Source organism: Proteus penneri, from assembly GCF_022369495.1.
Lineage (GTDB): Bacteria > Pseudomonadota > Gammaproteobacteria > Enterobacterales > Enterobacteriaceae > Proteus > Proteus penneri.
Window position 1 is genome coordinate 1276768 of record NZ_CP059690.1, and the last position, 20434, is coordinate 1297201.

The following is a 20434-nucleotide window of genomic DNA, read 5'->3' on the forward strand; positions in this document are numbered from 1 at the left end:
ATGAAAAATATACTCTCTATTCAGTCTCATGTTGTTTTCGGTCACGCGGGTAACAGTGCTTCTGAGTTTCCAATGCGTCGCATGGGTGTAAACGTTTGGCCTTTAAACACAGTGCAATTTTCAAATCACACTCAATATCCAGAAAAATGGACTGGTTGTGTTATGTCAGCAGAACACATTACTGAGATCGTTGATGGTATTGCCGCAATCGGCAAGCTCTCACAATGTGATGCTGTACTAAGTGGTTATCTGGGATCGGCCGAACAAGGTTTGCGCATTGTTGATATCGTTAAAAAAGTAAAACAAGCCAATCCTAACGCATGGTATTTCTGTGATCCCGTGATGGGGCATCCTGAGAAAGGCTGTATTGTTCCTCCTGCTGTTTCAGGCGTGCTGTGTGAAGATGCATTACCTATTAGCGATATCATTGCACCTAATTTATTAGAGCTTGAAACATTAAGTGGTGGTAAAGCACTTCACAACGTTGATGAATGCCTAAATGCTGCTCGTGAATTGTGTAAACAAGGCCCTAAAATTGTATTAGTAAAACACTTATCACGTGCTGGATATCGTCATGATCGTTTTGAAATGCTGTTAGTAACCGCAGAACATAGTTGGCATGTTAGTCGCCCATTAGTTGATTTTGGTGAGCGTCAACCAGTAGGTGTCGGTGATTTAACTAGTGGTTTAATGCTGGTGGATTTACTCAAAGGTATTGAATTACAAACCGCATTAGAGCACGTTGCCTCAGCAGTTTATGAAGTGATGCTAAAAACAAAAGAGATGAATGAATACGAACTACAACTCGTTGCAGCTCAAGATCAAATGGTGCATCCAACACACCGATTCTGCGCAACACAGCTAGATTAAATCAATCAACTTTTAACAGAAGAAAAAGCGGATATTAATGTGATATCCGCTTTTTAATTGTGTTTAGATTATTTTTTATTGAGTTTTAATTTACTCTTTAATTAACCCTTCAGTGACTAGTGCACTATGTACATTAGGTCGTTGTGCAATGCGTTTTAGGTAATTTTGTAGGTGTGTTAAATCAGTTAAATCTAAACCAACATGCGGTGCCCATTGGCTTAATGTAAATAAATAGGCATCAATAACCGTAAAATGCTCACCACATGCACATTTTTGTTTGCTCAATACATCATTAATATAGGCGAATTTGCTTTTTAATTTAGTTTTAACAATAGGTACATAGCTTTCAGGCGTATCTGGTGAAAATAGAGGGCCATAGCCTTTATGCACTTCACTAGCAAGAAAGTTTAACCATTCAATTTGATGATAGCGTTCTAGTGATTTTGGCGATGCAATTAAATTTCTATCAGGTTTTAAGTCAGCAAGGTATTGAACAATTGCAACACCTTCAGTCAAAATATCACCATTATCTAATTGAAGAACAGGAACTTGGCCTTTGGGATTGATGGTTAGAAAATCTTTCCCCGATTCTGTTTTTTTAGCACGTAAGTCGATTCGTTCTATTGAGAAATCTAAACCAGTTTCACGTAAAACGATATGAGGGGAAAGCGAGCAACTACCAGGCGTGTAGTACAATTTCATATTGAATAGCTCCCTATCAATGAGGTGGTGAATTAACTTACAGATATTAGAATATCTTCACTAAGATAAGATGATAAGTGGTTCTAAGAAATTAGCAAACTCAAATGGTGCGAATAAAAAAGGCTTTTGTAAATTTGTGAACAAAACGATTAATTGATGAAAACACTCGAAAGTAAATGTGCCTTATATTTATAACATATAAGGCGTATTTTATTATGATCCTTCAAAAGAAGATAAAAATGAAATATCAAGGTAATAAATTTTCGTTTTTTTTGTCAACACCGTTTCTTACTAAACTTAATTCAGACTTAATAAAAAATAAAACCACAATAAAAATAATCACACCAATAAGGGAAAAAATATAAAACAGAAATCTAAATTTCTTCATACATTAAATTCTTTTATTAATATGTGATTATTTTATCGCTAATATAAAGAAAGGATTATAGGAATAAACTAAAAAAGTGAAATTTATCTAACGAGCTATGATATTTAAAATAAAAGAAAAAAGTCAGGTATCAGATAAAAATTTGATAGCTAATAGAATTAAGCGTTAAAACAGTAGAGACAATATAAAAACCAGCCTTAACAGTAAGGCTGGCTTCTATTATTTATATAACAGAATTATTTTAGTTCTAATTCATTCATTGCGGCGATGCTGAAACCACCATCTACATGAACGATTTCACCTGTAATACCACCAGATAAGTCTGAGCATAGGAATGCTGCTGTATTACCAACATCTTCGGTTGTTACAGTACGACGCAGAGGCGTTACTGACTCGCAATGGCTTAACATCTTACGGAAATCTTTGATACCAGATGCCGCTAATGTACGGATTGGACCAGCAGAAATACCGTTAACACGAATACCTTCAGGACCCATAGCATTTGCCATATAACGAACGTTAGCTTCTAAAGAAGCTTTTGCTAAACCCATAACATTATAGTTAGGGATTGCACGTTCAGCGCCTAAATAAGTTAGAGTTAATAGAGCTGAATTCGGATTTAGCATTTCACGGCTTGCTTTCGCCATAGCAACGAAGCTGTATGCACTGATGTCGTGAGCAATTTTAAAGCCTTCACGAGTTACTGCATTAACGTAGTCGCCATCTAATTGGTCAGCGGGAGCAAAACCGATAGAGTGAACAAAGCCATCATACTTTGGCCAAACTTTTGCAAGTTCTGCGTACATAGTATCGATGCTTTCATCTTTTGACACATCACACTCTAATACGATATTTGAGTCTAATGATGCTGCAAACTCTTCAACGCGTGGTTTCAGTTTTTCATTTTGGTAAGTAAATGCAAGTTCTGCACCTTGGTCACGCATAGCTTTGGCAATACCATAAGCAATTGATAATTTACTAGCAACACCAGTAATAAGAATGCGTTTGCCGGTCATAAAGCCCATAGCTGTATCCTTGTTTTTTCGTAAATCGCGATAATAACATCATTCACAGTTTTATTTATCTGTTAGGTTATCACGCTTATTGTTAATAAACGTGGCTGATTCTACCACGACATTTGTAAATTTGTTTAATTTCCCTAGCACCTCCGAGGAGTTAAGGGAAAAGGGTGAAATAATGTGCAATCAACATTATGCTTATATTGTTTATACTTAAGTCAAATCTTGGCGCCAAGCTTCTGCTGTTAAGGCTTCACCAAAGTGACTTGCTACCAACCTTCGAGTGACTTCATGTAATGGTGATGCAAGGACTTCTGCTGTATTACCACGTTCAACAACTTCGCCATTATCCATCACAATGACTTTATCGCTAATATGTTTTGTCATGCCTAAGTTTTGTGTCACATAGATGTAGGCAATATCATGAGTTTCTTGCAGTTCTAACATCAAATTTATAATTTGTGAACGTAAAGACATATCTAGCGAAGCTATTGCCTCATCGGCAATAATGACTTGAGGTTGTAATATCAATGCTCGTGCAAGTGCAATTCGTTGGCGCTGACCTGATGCAAACATATGAGGATAATAATTTGCATGTTCAGGTAAAAGACCCACTTGACGTAATGTTTGATAAATTCGTTTCTCACGCTCAATAGCGCTTAATTCCGTATTTAGGCGTAAAGGTATCTCTAATGTTTGACCGATACGTTGGCGCGGGTTTAATGAGTTAGTGGGATCTTGAAATATCATTCTAATCCGCTGGCTACGATAAGGATAATCACCAAAAGTCAGTTGATGCCCATTAATAAAAATATCGCCACCTGTAGGCTCAGTTACTCCTGATAACATTCTCGCTAGTGTAGATTTCCCTGAACCATTAGCGCCAATAATAGCTAAAGTTTGCTTGGGTTCTAGCGTAAAACTTACCGGTTTTACGGCTTCTAACTGCTGACGCCGAAATAATCCAGTACGATAGCGAAAAGTTTTTGATAAATTTTTTACCTCAAGCAGTTTATCGAACATCAGTTGGCTCCACATTTAACGGAAAATGACAAGCCACGGCATGGTTTTTAAATAAACGTAACCGAGGTGCTTCAATACATTGTCGCTGCGCATAAGGGCAACGAGGCCCTAGCCGACAACCTACAGGTAAATGCTCAAGAGAGGGAATTGCGCCCGGTAATGTATTTAAACGGCTTTTATGGGCTAATGAGTTGGTAAAATCGGGAATAGAGCGGATCAAAGCTTGAGTATAAGGATGATAAGGTGTGACTAATAACTCATCAGGAGATGCTGTTTCGACAGTTTGGCCACAATACATAACCGTAATTTTATTCGCTAATTTACTCATCCATTGCAAATCATGACTAATCAACAAAATGGTCATATTGTTGTTTTGATTGAGTCGAGTCAGCAAACGAAAGATTTGGGTTTGTGTTGCTGGCTCCATAGCGTTAGTAGGTTCATCCGCAATCAGTAATCGAGGCTGATTTGCAATAGCAATAGCAATCATCACTTTTTGGCATTCACCTTCAGTCAATTCATATGGGTAACTGCGCATAATGTCTTTATGATCTTTAATACCGACACGGTGTAATAGCTCAATTGCGCGACGTTTCCGCCAATGAAAGCGTTGCCACCAATGGCCTTTAAAAGTCCAGCGAGGAATTGCCTGTATAAGTTGTTGCTCAATTTTTGTAGCAGGATCAAGACAAGATTGTGGCTCTTGGAAAATCATTGAGATATTATGACCAATGACACGGCGTCGCGCTTTTGGTGATAATTTAAGTAAGTCGATATCATCAAAACGAAAACGATCGGCTGTCACACTGATATTATCTTTTGTTACGCCACAAATCGCTTTTGCAATTAAGCTTTTACCAGATCCCGATTCACCAACAAGGCCTCTTACTTCGCTTTCATTTAAGGTTATAGAAACACGATCTACCGCTTTTACTGGGCCATCTGGTGTCATAAATTCAATGGTTAAATTGCGTATATCTAATAAAGGCATTATTCCACTCCCTCATTTATAGCACGCTGTAAACCATCACCTAAAAGGTTTACCAGTAAAACGCTTATCATAATAGTGGCGCCCGGAATTAAGACTGTCCAAGGAGCAACATAAATTAACTCTAAAGAATCACCTAGCATTGCTCCCCATTCAGGTGACGGGAGTTGGGCTCCTAAATTGAGAAAACCTAATGCTGTAATATCAAGAATAGCAATTGAGAAGGCGCGTGTTAATTCAGAAACTAGTACAGGCGTAATATTAGGCAGTACGGTGTACCATAAAATAGAAATATTCGATGCGCCATCAAGACGAGAAGCAATAACATACTCTTTGTTTAATTCATCATTAACAGCAGAGTAAATCATTCTGACTAAACGAGGTAATAGTGCCAGCCAAATTGCTATCATCGCGTGACCAAGACTTGTTCCTACAAAAGCCACAACAATAATAGCAAGTAGTAAGGATGGAATTGATAACAGTGTGTCTAATATATGATTGAGAACGGCGGATTTTAAGCCGTGGGTCATACCTGCAAAACAGCCAATAATTAATCCCATTAATGTCGCTGCAAAAGTGACAATAAATGCACCACCAAAGGTCATGCTTGTACCAATTAAAATTCGGCTAAATACATCACGCCCTAAATCATCGGTACCAAAGAAATAGGAGACATTCCCGTTTTGATACCAAGATGGGGGAGTTAGTTGATGGCCAAAAAATTGTTGGTCGAGTGCATAAGGCGCAATATGAGGCCCTATGATACTGAGTACTAAGAGAAAAAGAACGCCATAAAACCCTATCATTGAAATAACGTCTTTAGAAAAACATTGCCAAATCACCGCGGCGGGTGAAGGTGTTTTTTTCTCTTTATAAAATTGGCTATCTAAAGGCATATCCCACCTTGTGTTTCATTGGGTTACTCATTGCGCCCACAATATCTGATAAAACGTTAACAATAATGACCATTGAACCCACCAACATTACACCAGCTGAAATAGCTGAGTAATCTTGTTGGCGGATTGCTGTAACTAACCAACGACCAAGTCCAGGCCAGTTAAACACTATTTCCGTCACCATAGTTAGTGTCAGCATGGTGGAGAACTGTAAGCCTAATTTAGGAATGATAGGGGGTAAAGCATTATGAAGAATATGGCGACGAATAATTGTAAAACGTGAGAGACCTCGAGTTGCGGCTGCTTTCACGTAGTTCTCTGACATGATTTCTTCAGTACTGTTTCGCATTAATCGAATAACTTCAGTTGTTGGTGCAATAGCCAGAGTTATTACGGGTAAAATCAAATGCTGTAATACGTTAATGATCATTTGTTGGCGATAAGGTGAATCAGATAACCACGCATCAACTAATGCAATGCCTGTAATAGGTTGCAAGTTATAAAGCAAATCAATACGGCCTGAAACAGGTAGCCAGCCTAATTTTAGTGAGAAGAAAAGAGTTAACAGCAGTGCAAGCCCAAATACAGGCACAGAGAAACCTAAGAGCGCGAAATTACTGATAATAATATCGGCGGATTTATTACGCCAAACCCCCGCAATAATGCCAGCTGGAATACCTATAATCAGAGCGAAAAGAAAGGCTAAGGTACAAAGCTCCATGGTCGCTGGAAGTGCTTCTATCAATTGCAATTTGATAGGTTCACCATTGATAGAGGAAATACCAAAATCAAAATGGATCATATTATGGGCGTAAAAAAAGTAGGCATCAGTGAGTGATGCACCACTTAGTGGGGCATTTGGTGTGTAATAACTTAGGCTAAAGCTCACTAGCGACAAAAAGAACAGTGTCACAAGTAATAAAAGTAATCGACGTATTGAATAAATAATCATGGATTATTTTACAGCCTCTTTCTTGTGATTTTGTTCATCTACTTCTGCCTCTCGATAAACACCAGCAAAAGACGCATTGCCAAAAGTACTCAATACCAACCCTTTAATATCATAACGATATGCTTGCATACGTAAAGAGTTTGCTAAAGGCAACACAGGTAACTCTTGAGCAAGTATATCTTGAGCTTGATGATAATAATCCATTCTTGATGCAAGTTGCTGACTATAAAGTGCTTTTTTCAAAATTTCATCAAAGTTAGGTAAACACCAATGACTTAAGTTAGTTTGTGAGCCAATTGCTGCACAACTAAAGAGAGGGCGGAAAAAACTATCAGGATCGTTACTGTCAGTTGACCAACCAGATAAGGTCATATCATGGGTGCGATCCATCATACTCGTTTCTTGATATCGTCCTTCAATAGGACGAATATTCATTTGAATACCCACTTGCGCTAAGTCTGCTTGAATAAGTTCCGCCATTTTTAATGGGCTTGGGTTATAAGATTGTGAGGCGCTAGGTACCCAAAGATTTAATTTCAGCTCATCAAGGCCTAGCTCTTTAAGAATTTGTTTCGATTTTTCAGGATTGTATTCTGTAATTTTGGCTCTGTTATCATAAGCCCAAGATGCACGAGGAAGCACTGATGCTGCCGTTTCCGCTGTACCATAATAAATAGATTCCATTAAACGTTCGTTATTAATGGCATAAGCAATAGCTTGACGAACTTTAAGATCATTTAGTGGTGGCTTACTGGTGTTAAAGGCTAAATAAGCGATATTCATACCAGAACGCAACGTTAATCTTAGTCGCGGATCGTCACGCAATACTTTTAATTGGCTAGCCGCAGGATAGGCTAAAACATCACACTCACCTGTTAATAGTTTAGATATGCGACCTGTACCTCCAGCCCCCATATCAATAACAACTTGTTGCATTTTAGGCTGGCCTTTCCAATAGTTTTCATTTCTGAATAAACGAACAAATTGGCCTGGTTGATATTCATCAAGAAAGAAAGGACCCGTACCTACTGGTTTCCAATCAAGTTGTGTCTGGTTGCCCGATTTTTCTAAGCTTTGTGCATATTCAGTGGAAAGAATAGGGGCGTAATGTGTTGCTAAATGCCACAGAAAAGAGGCGTCAGGCTCTTTTAGGCTAAATTCGACTGTGTATTGACCCAATTTTTTAATTGATTGGATATTGTCGGCAAAACTTAAGCTATCAAAATAGGGATATTTTCCACCATTAACTTGATTGAAAGGATTTTTGGGATTAATCATCCTTTCAAAACTAAAAATAACATCATCAGCGGTGAGTTTACCTGTTGGTGTAAACCAAGATGTTTGTTGAAAAGAGATATTTTTACGTAAATAAAAGCGGTATGTTGCGCCGTTATCTAATGTTTCCCATCGAGCTGCGATTTCAGGGATCAGGCGATAAGTGTAAGGGTCAACATCTAAAAGACGGTCATAGAGCTGGGCAGCCAGAGGATCAATAATTAATCCACTACTTGATAACTGTGGATTAAAGGTATTTACACTGCCATCAACACAATAAACAAAACCATTTTGATTAATTGGAGTTGGCTCAAGCGTTATAGATGGTGCTTGTGTTTTTGGTGCTACATCCGCGATACAAGTTGCGCTTGTAAAGGTAAATAGCAAAGTACCAATAAATAAAATAGGGCGCATAAATAATGTCTTTTAGAGAAACGATTTTGCTATTGTAACTTAAAAAACTTTCTATCCCAAAATAGTCAAAAAAACAAAGTGAGAAAAATTCTCAATAAAATGCTTTACAAATGCTAATGATAAAGATTATCATCCGTATTGTCCTTCGGCGGTAAGAGGTTTTCCGCAGAGGGAACGACATTGCTCACATTGCTTCCAGTATTTTTTTACTAGCCAGCTCGGGTGCTGGCTTTTTTTTTGCCTATTGTTTATAGAGTTTTCTTGCAATTAAAAACATCTATATCAATAGATTAAGTTGTTATTTGATGTTTTTTAATTAGCCCTCTAAATTGATCGTAGCTTAATGATAACTTTTCAGCCGCCTCTTTCTGGTTATATAAGCTCTCTTTTAATGCATTATTAACTAATTTTTTTTCCGCCTCATTTTGCCATTGGCGTAAATCCAACGGTAATGTAGGGAGTGAAAAATTTTCTTGAGACGATTTCTTTAATTCGGATTTTTTTGACGTTTGAATACCAGCAAAGGGATCAATAATGATATTGTTGAGTACGCTATCACTAGTTCCATGACGATAAACTGAGCGTTCAACAACATTTTTAAGCTCACGAATATTACCTGGCCATGAATAATCTAAAAGTACTTGGCGTGCACTATCACTGAAACCAGGAAAAAAAGGTAAACTTAACTCTTGGCACATTGAGATAGCGAAATTTTCAGCAAGTAACATAATATCTGCGCGTCGCTCTCTTAATGGAGGGAGTCTAATTACATCAAACGCTAATCTATCCAGTAAATCAGCACGAAATTTACCCTCTTCCGCCATTGCTGGTAAATCAGCATTTGTCGCGCAAATCAACCTAACATCAACATGCAGAGATTGACTACCTCCAACGCGCTCTAAATGACCATACTCAATGACACGTAAAAGCTTTTCTTGTACAAGCATGGGAGCAGTCGCCAGTTCATCAAGAAAAAGAGAACCTCCATCCGCACGCTCAAAACGCCCTTGATGACGATTTTTAGCGCCAGTAAAAGCGCCTGCTTCATGACCAAACAGCTCAGAATCGAGTAAATTATCATTGAGTGCAGAACAGTTGATTGAAATGAAAGGCCCTTGCCACCAAGGTGCAAGGTAGTGTAATCGATGGGCAATCAACTCTTTACCTGTACCTCGTTCACCAATAATTAATACAGGCTTTTTTAATTGAGCAAGTGCTGAAGTTTGTTCTAATACATCAATAAATTGACTATCAACGCCGATTATTGTCTCTAAATTCTCATTCATTGGTTAAATTCACCATATTGAGGTATTTTTTGCCAGTTTATCAGGTGTTCGAAAAATAGGCGAATAATATAAGTCACCTATTATTAATAGCTTAAGTAATTTTTAAAAGTTGGCACGCAAATTGTATTAACTAAAGTATGCGGGCGTTACGATAGTACGCCATTATTGAAATAATTTAACGTCACTAATTAGCATAGCTATTAAGGATAACATCATGGGTATATTTTCACGTTTTGCTGACATAATTAATGCCAATATCGCTTCTTTATTAGATAAAGCGGAAGATCCTGAAAAAATGATCCGCCTAATGATCCAAGAGATGGAAGATATGTTAGTTGAGATCCGTACAACTTCAGCACGTACTTTAGCTGAAAAGAAAGGATTAGAGCGCCGTATCGAACAAGCTGAAAAACAGATGAAAGATTGGCAGGATAAAGCAGAATTAGCTCTTATTAAGGAAAAAGAAGATTTAGCTCGTGCAGCATTAATCGAAAAACAACGTGTAGCATCAGTTAATGATACATTGAAACATGAACTGATTATCATTGATGAAACGCTAACTCGCTTAAAAGGTGAAATTAGCGAGTTAGAAAATAAGCTAACTGAAACTCGTGCAAAACAGCAGTCTTTAGTTGTGCGTCATCAAGCTGCAAACTCATCTCGCCAAGTTCGTCGTCAATTAGACAGTGGTAAAATGGATGCAGCAATGGCACGTTTTGAACAGTTTGAACGCCGTATTGATCATATGGAAGGTGAGGCTCAAAGTTACGGGCTAGGTAAAGAAAAATCATTAGACCAACAGTTTGCTGAATTAAAAGCTGATGATGAAATTAGCGCGCAATTAGCGGCATTAAAAGCTAAAATCAATATCAACAAAGAGTAACAGCAAACGTAATAACCATCTTATAAAGGATATGTAATGGGCTATATATTTCTGGGAATACCACTGACCATTTTTATTTTGTTTATTCTCCCTATCTGGCTGTGGTTACATTACAACAGCCAGAAAGGCGGAGGTAATGTTCAGCTAACCCAACAAGAAATGCAGCGACTGAACGCGCTGGTGGATAAGGCTCAGCAAATGCAGGAGCGCATTAAGACGTTAGAACAAATACTTGATGCAGAACATCCTAACTGGAGGCAATCATAATGACGATGCAGAGCAAACAATTGTATCGCTTGCCACAAGAGGGCGTGATCCGTGGCGTATGCGCAGGCCTAGCCCATTATTTTAATATTCCTGTTTTACTTGTCAGGGTTATTGCGGTGATTGCGCTGTTTGCTGGTTTTTTCGGTTTAACTATTATTGCTTATCTTGTCTTAAGTTTCTTTATGGAGCCAGCCCCTGCTAATTATCAGCGAGGCGAAGATCAGCAAGAGAGCTTAAAAGAAATTTTAAGTGGAGTAGATAACCAATTGATGCAAGGCGAAAAACGTCTGCAACAAATGGAACGCTATATTACCTCTTCCACTTATCAGTTAAATAAACGCTTTCGAGATTTGTAATATTTTTGCCATTTAATCTGATAAGACGCTCCATTTTAGGAGCGTCTTTCTTTCAGCCTATTTATCTTTTTCAACGCTTGTATTGTGAGAGAGTAAAATTTCTGATTGAGGAGTGTATTGTGAATTTCAATCAAGTATTCGTTTCTTTAAAAACAAATAAACTCGCCCAATTAGCCAAAAAAGGGTTAACATTTGGATTAATGTTATTCACTTTATTTGGACCAGCAGCAATCACAGGCGGAATATTAAAACGAGTAAGTAGTAAACCGTTACGTTGGTTGGTTCTATTGATAGCTGAACCTATTATCAAAGCAGGTTTTAATAAGCTATCGCGTCAAGTGTCTTGGGAGAAACATGAAACGCCTACAAAATGAACTTACAGCTTTTATTAATCGTGGTGTTGATAGACATCTTCGTTTGGCCGTAACCGGATTAAGTCGAAGTGGTAAAACAGCATTTATTACCTCTTTAGTTAATCAACTTATTAATGTACATACAGGCGCGCGTTTACCGCTGTTTTCGGCTGCACGAAATAAACAGCTACTAGGTGTAAAACGTATTCCTCAACACAATTTTAATATTCCACGTTTTACTTATGATGAGGGAATGGAATCTCTTTATCATACCCCTCCAAGTTGGCCAGTTCCTACAAAAGGGGTTAGTGAAATTCGTTTACAACTACGTTACCGCTCTAATGAATCGTTAACTCGTTTTATAAAAGAAACCTCTTCTCTTTATTTAGAAATTGTTGATTACCCTGGTGAATGGCTATTAGATTTACCTATGCTTGAGCAAGACTATTTTGAATGGTCAGAGCAAATGAATAAGATCAATCGACAAAGAACGTCACCAGAACAACATTGGCAATTACTCCTTAAAAAATGTGATCCTTTTGCGCCAGCGGATGAAACATTATTAGCTGATATTGCCTCCGCTTACACTGACTATTTATTAGCATGTAAAGAAGAGGGGCTTCATTTTATTCAGCCAGGGCGTTTTGTATTACCCGGTGAATTAGCTGGAGCACCTGTTTTGCAGTTTTTCCCATGGGCTGATTTACAAAAATACGATATTGCTAAATTAAAGAACGCAGATAAACGTACTAATATTGGTATGCTAAAACAGCGCTATGAATATTATGGACAGCATGTTGTAAAAGGTTTTTATCGTGATCATTTTCAAGGATTTGATAGACAAATTGTTTTAGTTGATTGTTTACAACCTTTAAATCAAGGTGCAGATGTTTTTAATGATATGCGCCAAGCATTAACACAATTAATGCGCAGTTTTCATTATGGAAAAAGAACCTTACTTAGACGCTTATTTTCACCTTGTATCGATAAACTTCTATTTGCAGCCACAAAAGCCGACCATATCACGGTTGACCAACATGAAAATTTAGTGTCATTGCTTCAACAGCTTATTCAAGATGCTAAACAAAATGCTATTTTTGAAGGGATCAGCATTGATTGTATGGGACTCGCTTCTATTGCGGCAACTGAAAGCGGAATAGTTGATCATCATGGCGAAAAAATACCAGCCTTAAAAGGTTTTCGCTTAAGTGATAACACACCATTGGTGTATTTCCCTGGTGAGGTTCCTAAGCGATTACCTGAAAAAGCATTTTGGGAAAAGCAGGGGTTTAGTTTCGAATCTTTTAGACCTCAGCAAATATCAAGAGATAGTGCGATTCCTCATATTCGCATGGATAGTGCAATGGAATTCTTGTTAGGGGATAAATTAAAATGAATGAGCCATTAAAATCGCGAATTGATTTTAAAGAGCCCATACTTCAAGAAGAAGTCACCTTAAAAAAAGGTGTTGGCTTTAATGAAAATGAGCAATTTTTGCCTATTGATCCACAATTGGATGAGGAGAATGAAGGGCAATTAGAAGGCGATGTTCAATCAATTTTAAAACCGAAAAAAAGTGTCTGGAAACGTTTATTAACGATCGCGAGTACCATTTTAGGAATTAGTGTTATTGCCCAAACTGGACAATGGATTTTCAACTCATGGATAAATTCTGACTGGATTGCGTTGGGTGCGGCAAGTGCAGGTGGATTAATTGTTGCTGCTGGCATTGGATCACTTATCACAGAGTGGCGCCGTATTTATCGTTTACGCCAACGCGCTGATGAAAGAGATAAAGCAAAAGAATTACTTTATAGCCATGCAATGGGAAATGGCAGGCCATTTTGTGAAAAACTCGCTAAACAAGCAGGTATTAGCTCACAACATCCGGCATTAATTCGTTGGCAAAGTGCATTACATGACACACATAATGACAAAGAAGTATTAGAACTTTATAGTCAACTTGTTCAACCAATTTTGGATAAACAAGCAAGAGCTGAAATTAGTCGTTCTGCTGCGGAGTCAACTTTAATGATCGCTGTCAGTCCACTGGCAATGGTTGATATGGCCTTTATTGGTTGGCGCAATATTCGTTTAATTAATCGTATTGCCGAAATTTACGGTATCGAGTTAGGTTACTATAGTCGTTTAAAACTATTTCGTCTTGTTTTGGTCAATATTGCATTTGCTGGTGCAACGGAGCTGGTTAGAGAAGTCGGAATGGACTGGCTTTCACAAGATCTTGCAGCACGGTTATCAACAAGAGCTGCTCAAGGTATTGGTGCTGGGTTATTAACTGCACGATTAGGAATAAAGGCAATGGAGTTATGCCGTCCTTTACCATGGATTGATGATAATAAACCTAAACTAGGCGATTTTAGAAAAGAGTTAATTGGGAAATTAAAAAATACCATTGGTAATAAAAAGAAAGAGTAAATCATTATTTAACCTTTCTATTCTTTTAAATAAAAACCGTAGAAGTTATTCTGCGGTTTTTTTATATAAATATTAACAACGTGTTGTTTATATAAAATAACCCTAACGATAAAGAAATATTGTTATTAAAATAATAAACTGAATGCTATAAAGTAATTTTAATTCCTTATTACCAAAGATGTTATTATTTTAAAATGAAACTATCGTGATAAGAAATTTTTAAAATAGTCGATTCTTTAAAGGAATAAGACTGTTATAACTATTTGTATATAAAGATTAATATCTGTTTCTTTAGCGACATATTTATGCTTTTAATCACAGTATTTCTTTTTTTGATAGAAAATAGTATTGATTTTAGTGTAATAAATAGCGTTAAATATCACCCCAAGGTAATTTTTATAGTTTTTTTGATATCTTTTAATATGCTTATTTTTTGATTAATTTACTAATCAAAAAATAGTGATGGATTTCATTTGTAAAAAATATAAGAAGTGACTAAATAATATTTATAACAAGGTTAAAAAATGAAAGAAATACAAATATCAGTAATAAAGAAACTCTCTAAACCAAGACGTAAACTTTATCTGAGTTCGGCATTTAATATCTCAAATATTGATAACCAACTCAGCATTTTAATCCCTATTCTTAGTGAGACGATTAATGAGATTAAAAAGAGACAATATCAAAAGCAATCTAAGCCATTTCGAATAAAAAAGGCATCCCAATTTTTTGAATATTTAGCTGAGTCAGATAAGAAAGAAAGGGCAATAAATGCATTAGAGTTTTTACTTTTTTGTTTTGATAATGGATGTAGAATCATCAAAAAAGTGATTAGTCAAGAATTAAGTCCTTTGGTGAAAGATGTCGAATATCTTATCGATTTTGAATTGAAAAAAATAATAAGAACCCCTTCTTTTTCGTTATTTGATTTTTTTAAGACATAAATAATCAGGGTTAAAAATCAAAAAATTAATTTAATTGTGTAAAAATAAATGCTAGTAGTGTCAACCTTTGCTGACAAGCCTCTTTATTTCGTTGATATTTATGTATAATATCTAGAATTAGTTCAGGGTCACTCAGTATTAAGAAGGTTCATAATGCGTTTAGAGGTCACTTGTAAAGATCGCATCGGGTTAACCCGTGAATTATTAGATCTGCTGGTATTAAAAAATATAGATTTACGTGGAATTGAAATATTCCCAATAGGTCTGATTTACCTGAATTTTTCACAGATTGATTTTGATATTTTTCAGCCGTTAATGGCTGAAATCCGTAGAATAGACGGTGTTATTGATGTACGTACGGTTGCATTTATGCCTTCTGAGCAAGAACATCGTGCAATTTGGACATTATTAGAATCTGTACCAGTACCTGTTTTTTCTATAGATACAAAAGGTAAGGTTAAATTACTAAATCCCGCAACGAGACTACTGTTTGGTTTATCTCCAGATGATAATTCTGAGAAAACCTTTAACCAATTGATCCCAAATTTTAATATCCATCGTTTTTTAGAGCAAAAAGAGCATTTTATTCAGATGGTGCCTATCACGCTGAAAAAACAAGATTTTGAAATGGAAATTGTCCCAATAAAACTCACGGATGATAATCAATATAATCATTGTGTTGGCGCTTTTGTTTTGTTGAAATACCATTCTATTATTTATGATCACCCTAAATTAATGGCTAATGATCAAAGTGGTTTTGACCAAATTATTGCTGTAACACCTAAAATGAAGCAGCTTATTTCTCGCGCAAAGAAAATGGCAATAATGGATGCTCCATTGTTATTAGTGGGGGAAACTGGTACAGGAAAGGATTTATTGGCAAAAGCCTGCCATTTATTAAGTAACCGTTTAAGGTATCCATTTCTTGGCTTAAATTGTGCTTCAATGCCTGATGATGTTGTTGAAAGTGAGTTATTTGGCTATGCTCCGGGTGCTTATCCTAATGCCATTGAAGGGAAAAAGGGCTTTTTTGAGCAAGCCAATGGTGGTACTGTTTTACTAGATGAAATTGGTGAAATGTCGCCACAAATGCAGATCAAACTTCTACGTTTTTTAAATGATGGAACGTTCCGTAGAGTGGGTGAAGAAGACGAAGTTAATGTAAATGTGCGTATTATTTGTGCTACTCAGAAAAATTTGTGGGAATTAGTGCAAAAGGGGTTGTTTAGAGAAGATCTCTATTATCGATTGAATGTATTAACATTAATATTACCGCCATTAAGGGAAAGAAAGGACGATATAATTCCTTTGGCAACTCATTTTATTAATCAGTACTGCCAAGAACAAAAAATAGGTGTACCATCTATTTCTGCTGATTTCTCCAATTATTTAATACAATATTCTTGGCCTGGTAATATTCGCCAATTGCGTAATACTGTTTATCAAGCAATGGCACAGTTAGCTGGAAATACATTGCGTGCTCAAGATATTACGTTACCAGAGCATACGGATGAAACATTATTTGATGAGAACCTATTAGAAGGTTCGTTGGATGAGATGACAAAACGTTTTGAAGCTTCTATTTTAGCACGTTTATACCATGATTATCCAAGTACACGTAAGTTAGCGAAACGCTTAGGTATTTCTCATACTGCTATTGCGAATAAACTCAGAGAATATAATCTTACGAATAAAAAGAGTGATAAGCCTGAAGACTAATGGAGTAATAAGATTTTGTGCATAATAAAAAATAGACGAGCATAATACTCGTCTATTTTTTTATCAGTATTATTTCAGTGCTTTTAACGCATCATCATAATTCGGTTCAGTTGTAATTTCATCAACCAGTTGGGTGTAGATAACAGTGTTATTTTCATCTAAAACAATCACTGCTCGGCTTGTTAAGCCAGCTAATGGACCTGATGTAATTGCAACACCGTAGTTTTCTTTGAATTCAGTGCCTCGCATTGTAGATAATGTTACTACATTAGCTAAGCCTTCAGCACCGCAAAAACGTGCTTGAGCAAAAGGTAAATCAGCTGAAATACATAAAACAACAGTGTTATTTAATTCATTCGCAACTTTATTAAATTGGCGAACACTCGCAGCACAAACCCCCGTATCTACACTTGGGAAAATGTTTAAAACTTTACGTTTACCTGCAAAATTCGCTAAAGAAACATCATTAAGATCTTTACCAACAAGAGAGAAATCTGCAGCTTTTTGACCTACTGCTGGGAAATTACCCGCTAGTGTCACTGCATTTCCTTGTAAAGTAACTTGATGTGCCATTGTTGTTCTCCTTTATTAGTTGTCAGACTAACTGTTATTAATACTCATTATTAACGATAATTTTCGTTAATGCTTAACCATAATTAAAATTTGCCACTATTGGCATAGTCACCACTAAAAACATAAAAATTTATAAAATATTTGTAATCAGTGATTGTGCCTTTTTATCAGGCTCTTATAATTGTGCTGTTTATTCTCATACAGATTACAGGACGAAACAGACATGCGCAAAATATTCGTCATCTCATGTGCACTTGTCGTTCAAGGATCAATCATGTCGCAGGTAAATGCGGCAGTAGTCCCCGCAGGAACGATACTCGATAAAAAGCAAGAAGTTGTTCGACATTTAAAAGATGAGCCTGCATCACTTGATCCTATTAATGCAGTAGGATTAACAGAAGCTCAAGTGCAACGTGATTTATTTGAAGGGTTGACGATAGAAGATGAGCATGGACGTCCCATTCCGGGTGTTGCTCAAAGTTGGCGTACAGAAGATAATCGTGTATGGATCTTCACTTTACGTGATAATGCAAAATGGTCTAATGGCGAAAAAGTAACAGCAACAGATTTTGTTTATAGTTGGCAAAGGTTAGTTGACCCTAAGAATCTTTCACCTTTTGCATGGTATGCATCACTTGCATCTATTGAAAATGCACAAAAGATTATTGATGGAAAATTAAAACCAACATCATTAGGTGTAGAAGCGATAGATGAAAAAACACTAAAAGTGACATTAGAGAGACCTGTTTCCTATTTTCCAAGTTTGACGACTAATTTTTCACTATATCCAGTGCCTCGTCATAGTATTGAAAAATATGGTTCAGAATGGATTAAAGTTGGTAATTTAGTGGGTAATGGCGCCTTTGTATTAAAAGACAGAGTGATTAATGAAAAGATTGTATTAGCACCAAATCCTTATTATTGGGATCATAAAAATACAGTATTAACTAAAGTGACTTTTGTTCCTATTAATCATGAATCACATGCGACAAAACGTTATTTAGCAGGTGATATTGATATAACGGAATCATTCCCTAAAAATTTATATCATAAGTTAATGAAAGATATTCCTAATGAGGTTTATATCCCAGATCAATTAGGAACATATTATTATGCTTTTAATACCCAATCGGGGCCAACAAAAGATATTCGTGTACGTAAAGCGTTAGCGATGGCAATAGATAGAAAAATTATCACTGATAAGGTATTAGGTACAGGGGAAAAATCAGCAAACCGTTTTACACCTGATGTCACGGCGGGCTTCACCCCAGAACCCACAATTTATGATGAATACACTCAAGATGAATTAGATAGCCAAGCTAAGATCTTGTTAGCGGCTGCTGGATATGGCCCTCATAATCCATTAACACTCTCATTGCTATACAATAATTCAGAGAATCATCAGAAAATTGCTATTGCTGTTGCTTCTATGTGGAAGAAAAAGTTAGGGGTAAAAGTCCAATTACGTAACCAAGAATGGAAAACATATATTGATAGCCGAAATTCGGGTGATTTTGATGTTATAAGAGCATCTTGGGTTGGTGATTATAATGAACCTTCTACTTTTTTAAGTCTATTGAACTCTAAACATGCAGGTAATATTTCGAAATATCAAAATGAACAATATGATGAAATATTACTATTCGCAAGTATGACTATCGATTCAAATGAAAGAAATAATTTGTATAACCGAGCAGAGCAAATGATTGCTGAAGATGCGCCAATCGCGCCTATTTATCAATATACGAATGGACGCTTAATAAAACCATGGTTAAAAGGGTATCCCATTGAGAACCCAGAAGATGTTGCTTATAGTCATACGTTTTATATTCTTAAACATTAATTTAAAGACTAAATTAGAAGCTTAAAATTAAGCTAATATAAACATTTTAATTTAGTAATAAAGTCATTGAGTATAAATAATACCTCAAGATTAAAATTTATTTTGAGGTGTTTTTTTATTCTATTATCAATAGTAAAAATGAAAATATTTTAATTTATAAATTGATATATTGTTAGTCGATAAGCTAAGAAAATAAAAAAGTATAAAAAAGAACCCCTTTAAAAAGGGGCGTAGCAAAATAAAGCAGGATGATTTATTGTCTGGGTATAAATTATATTCTTTATGCTCTATTTGCACGTTTTTTATTGTGTCTAACTGTTACAGTGGTTAATAAAATATTTATAACAAAAAAATCCCTCTGTTATAAAAACAGAAGGAGACTCAAAAGGAATAAACATTGCAGAAAAGATGTTAATACATTTTTGCCACTTTGTTTTGACTAATTGTGCAATGTGTTCGATGTTAAATATTATATTTCATATTATTTATAGGTATAATCCCTTAAAGATGATAAAAAATGATAAATTTATTATTATATTTAAGCCATTTATAGATAAAGCTACCTCTTGGCTTCGATGCATTGTTAAATTAAATTATAGTTTATAAGGGCACTTTAAAAGCGATAACCTAAAGATAATTGTATACTATTTAATTCAATATGGCGTTTGTTTGCAGTGGTATCGGAATAAAGATAGCCAAAGTTAATTGCAACCTCTTTTATGGGGTTATAATCGATGCCTATTTGGCCAATAACACTTGTTGTATCCACTCTATGCGTGTCTGTGGTATTTATTTCAGGGTGAAATTTATCTTCTTGGTGTTTTAATTTATTGGGTCCCATTTGGGCATAAATAGAAAACTTAGGTGTTATTCTATAAGTAGGGCCGATTAATAGAGCGGTAGTTTTAGTTTTATATTGTTTTATTGATGGAGTGATAAAACGAGGATCTTTAAAGGATTCTTTATGGTTTGAATTTAAATAGAGTAGAGAAATTAATAAACCCCAAGCATTTCCTGTTTCATAACGATAATTGATTATAGGGCCTTTGGCGGTATCTCCTTTTAGTTTTCCATAAATATGGCCACTATAGACAGTATGTGATTCATTGTAGGCATATAATGTAGAAGAGTAAGGTAAAACTAAGATAATTAAAATAATTATTAATTTATTCATTATAGAGGTTCTATGTTGATGTAAAGAACTCTATTTTTAGTAAGTTTAAGCACGATTTCAATGTTAATTGATT

The 20434-nt window shown here is 35.9% G+C and carries 20 protein-coding genes; 10 read left to right on the forward strand and 10 right to left on the reverse strand.

Annotated elements, in window-relative coordinates:
* The gene (gene pdxY / locus H1225_RS05845; RefSeq protein WP_072062540.1) at positions 1–870 is read left to right on the forward strand and encodes a pyridoxal kinase PdxY; all 870 of its coding nucleotides are present in this window, start codon (positions 1–3) and stop codon (positions 868–870) included.
* Positions 871–960: 90 nt separating this feature from the next.
* Here the strand turns inward: pdxY and gstA are convergent, their stop codons facing one another.
* The 8 genes from gstA to pspF all read right to left on the reverse strand — a co-directional run bounded on the left by gstA (position 961) and on the right by pspF (position 9813).
* The gene (gene gstA / locus H1225_RS05850; RefSeq protein ID WP_006537028.1) at positions 961–1572 is read right to left on the reverse strand and encodes a glutathione transferase GstA; all 612 of its coding nucleotides are present in this window, start codon (positions 1570–1572) and stop codon (positions 961–963) included.
* Between the two features lie 624 nt (positions 1573–2196).
* A complete protein-coding gene (fabI, locus tag H1225_RS05855) occupies positions 2197–2985 on the reverse strand; it encodes an enoyl-ACP reductase FabI (protein ID WP_006537026.1) in 789 nt (262 codons plus the stop codon).
* A gap of 207 nt (positions 2986–3192) precedes the next feature.
* The gene (gene sapF, locus H1225_RS05860) at positions 3193–4002 is read right to left on the reverse strand and encodes a putrescine export ABC transporter ATP-binding protein SapF (protein WP_006537025.1); all 810 of its coding nucleotides are present in this window, start codon (positions 4000–4002) and stop codon (positions 3193–3195) included.
* Positions 3992–4993, reverse strand: a complete 1002-nt coding sequence (gene sapD / locus H1225_RS05865) for a putrescine export ABC transporter ATP-binding protein SapD (protein WP_072062539.1) — start codon at positions 4991–4993, stop codon at positions 3992–3994. Before sapD ends, sapF begins: the two co-directional genes overlap by 11 nt.
* Positions 4993–5886 carry a putrescine export ABC transporter permease SapC gene (sapC, locus tag H1225_RS05870; protein ID WP_109847602.1) on the reverse strand — a complete coding sequence of 298 codons (894 nt, stop codon included), beginning with the start codon at positions 5884–5886 and terminating at the stop codon, positions 4993–4995. The genes sapD and sapC overlap by 1 nt, the downstream gene beginning before the upstream one ends.
* Positions 5873–6838: a putrescine export ABC transporter permease SapB gene (sapB, locus tag H1225_RS05875; RefSeq protein WP_072062537.1), complete on the reverse strand. Its 966-nt coding sequence runs from the start codon at positions 6836–6838 to the stop codon at positions 5873–5875. The genes sapC and sapB overlap by 14 nt, the downstream gene beginning before the upstream one ends.
* A 3-nt stretch (positions 6839–6841) precedes the next feature.
* Positions 6842–8527 (reverse strand): ABC transporter substrate-binding protein SapA, encoded by a 1686-nt coding sequence (gene sapA, locus H1225_RS05880; protein ID WP_161730094.1) that lies wholly within the window; start codon positions 8525–8527, stop codon positions 6842–6844.
* A 290-nt stretch (positions 8528–8817) separates the two neighbouring features.
* Positions 8818–9813: a phage shock protein operon transcriptional activator gene (gene pspF, locus H1225_RS05885; RefSeq protein ID WP_161723855.1), complete on the reverse strand. Its 996-nt coding sequence runs from the start codon at positions 9811–9813 to the stop codon at positions 8818–8820.
* Positions 9814–10027: 214 nt separating this feature from the next.
* Between pspF and pspA the strand changes: the two genes are divergently transcribed.
* The 8 genes from pspA (at position 10028) to tyrR (ending at position 16771) form a co-directional block, all read left to right on the forward strand.
* Positions 10028–10696, forward strand: coding sequence for a phage shock protein PspA (gene pspA / locus H1225_RS05890; RefSeq protein ID WP_072062534.1), 669 nt, complete (start codon positions 10028–10030; stop codon positions 10694–10696).
* Between the two features lie 36 nt (positions 10697–10732).
* A complete protein-coding gene (gene pspB / locus H1225_RS05895) occupies positions 10733–10963 on the forward strand; it encodes an envelope stress response membrane protein PspB (protein ID WP_006537012.1) in 231 nt (76 codons plus the stop codon).
* Positions 10963–11319, forward strand: coding sequence for an envelope stress response membrane protein PspC (pspC, locus tag H1225_RS05900; RefSeq protein ID WP_109847599.1), 357 nt, complete (start codon positions 10963–10965; stop codon positions 11317–11319). Before pspB ends, pspC begins: the two co-directional genes overlap by 1 nt.
* A 119-nt stretch (positions 11320–11438) precedes the next feature.
* Complete coding sequence (locus tag H1225_RS05905) at positions 11439–11693, forward strand: peptide permease (RefSeq protein ID WP_157955972.1); 255 nt, start codon at positions 11439–11441, stop codon at positions 11691–11693.
* Positions 11674–13068, forward strand: a complete 1395-nt coding sequence (locus H1225_RS05910) for a YcjX family GTP-binding protein (protein WP_072062532.1) — start codon at positions 11674–11676, stop codon at positions 13066–13068. The genes H1225_RS05905 and H1225_RS05910 overlap by 20 nt, the downstream gene beginning before the upstream one ends.
* A complete protein-coding gene (locus H1225_RS05915) occupies positions 13065–14108 on the forward strand; it encodes a YcjF family protein (RefSeq protein ID WP_072062531.1) in 1044 nt (347 codons plus the stop codon). Before H1225_RS05910 ends, H1225_RS05915 begins: the two co-directional genes overlap by 4 nt.
* Positions 14109–14632: 524 nt before the next feature.
* Positions 14633–15052: a hypothetical protein gene (locus H1225_RS05920; RefSeq protein ID WP_109847598.1), complete on the forward strand. Its 420-nt coding sequence runs from the start codon at positions 14633–14635 to the stop codon at positions 15050–15052.
* Between the two features lie 153 nt (positions 15053–15205).
* Positions 15206–16771, forward strand: a complete 1566-nt coding sequence (gene tyrR / locus H1225_RS05925) for a transcriptional regulator TyrR (RefSeq protein WP_109847597.1) — start codon at positions 15206–15208, stop codon at positions 16769–16771.
* Between the two features lie 69 nt (positions 16772–16840).
* On the opposite strand, the gene tpx is transcribed toward tyrR, so the two are convergent.
* Positions 16841–17344, reverse strand: coding sequence for a thiol peroxidase (tpx, locus tag H1225_RS05930; RefSeq protein ID WP_006537004.1), 504 nt, complete (start codon positions 17342–17344; stop codon positions 16841–16843).
* Positions 17345–17618: 274 nt separating this feature from the next.
* Between tpx and H1225_RS05935 the strand changes: the two genes are divergently transcribed.
* A complete protein-coding gene (locus H1225_RS05935) occupies positions 17619–19187 on the forward strand; it encodes a peptide ABC transporter substrate-binding protein (RefSeq protein WP_373273824.1) in 1569 nt (522 codons plus the stop codon).
* 613 nt (positions 19188–19800) lie between these two features.
* Here the strand turns inward: H1225_RS05935 and H1225_RS05940 are convergent.
* Positions 19801–20361, reverse strand: coding sequence for an Ail/Lom family outer membrane beta-barrel protein (locus H1225_RS05940; protein ID WP_161723851.1), 561 nt, complete (start codon positions 20359–20361; stop codon positions 19801–19803).
* Positions 20362–20434: the final 73 nt, after the last annotated feature.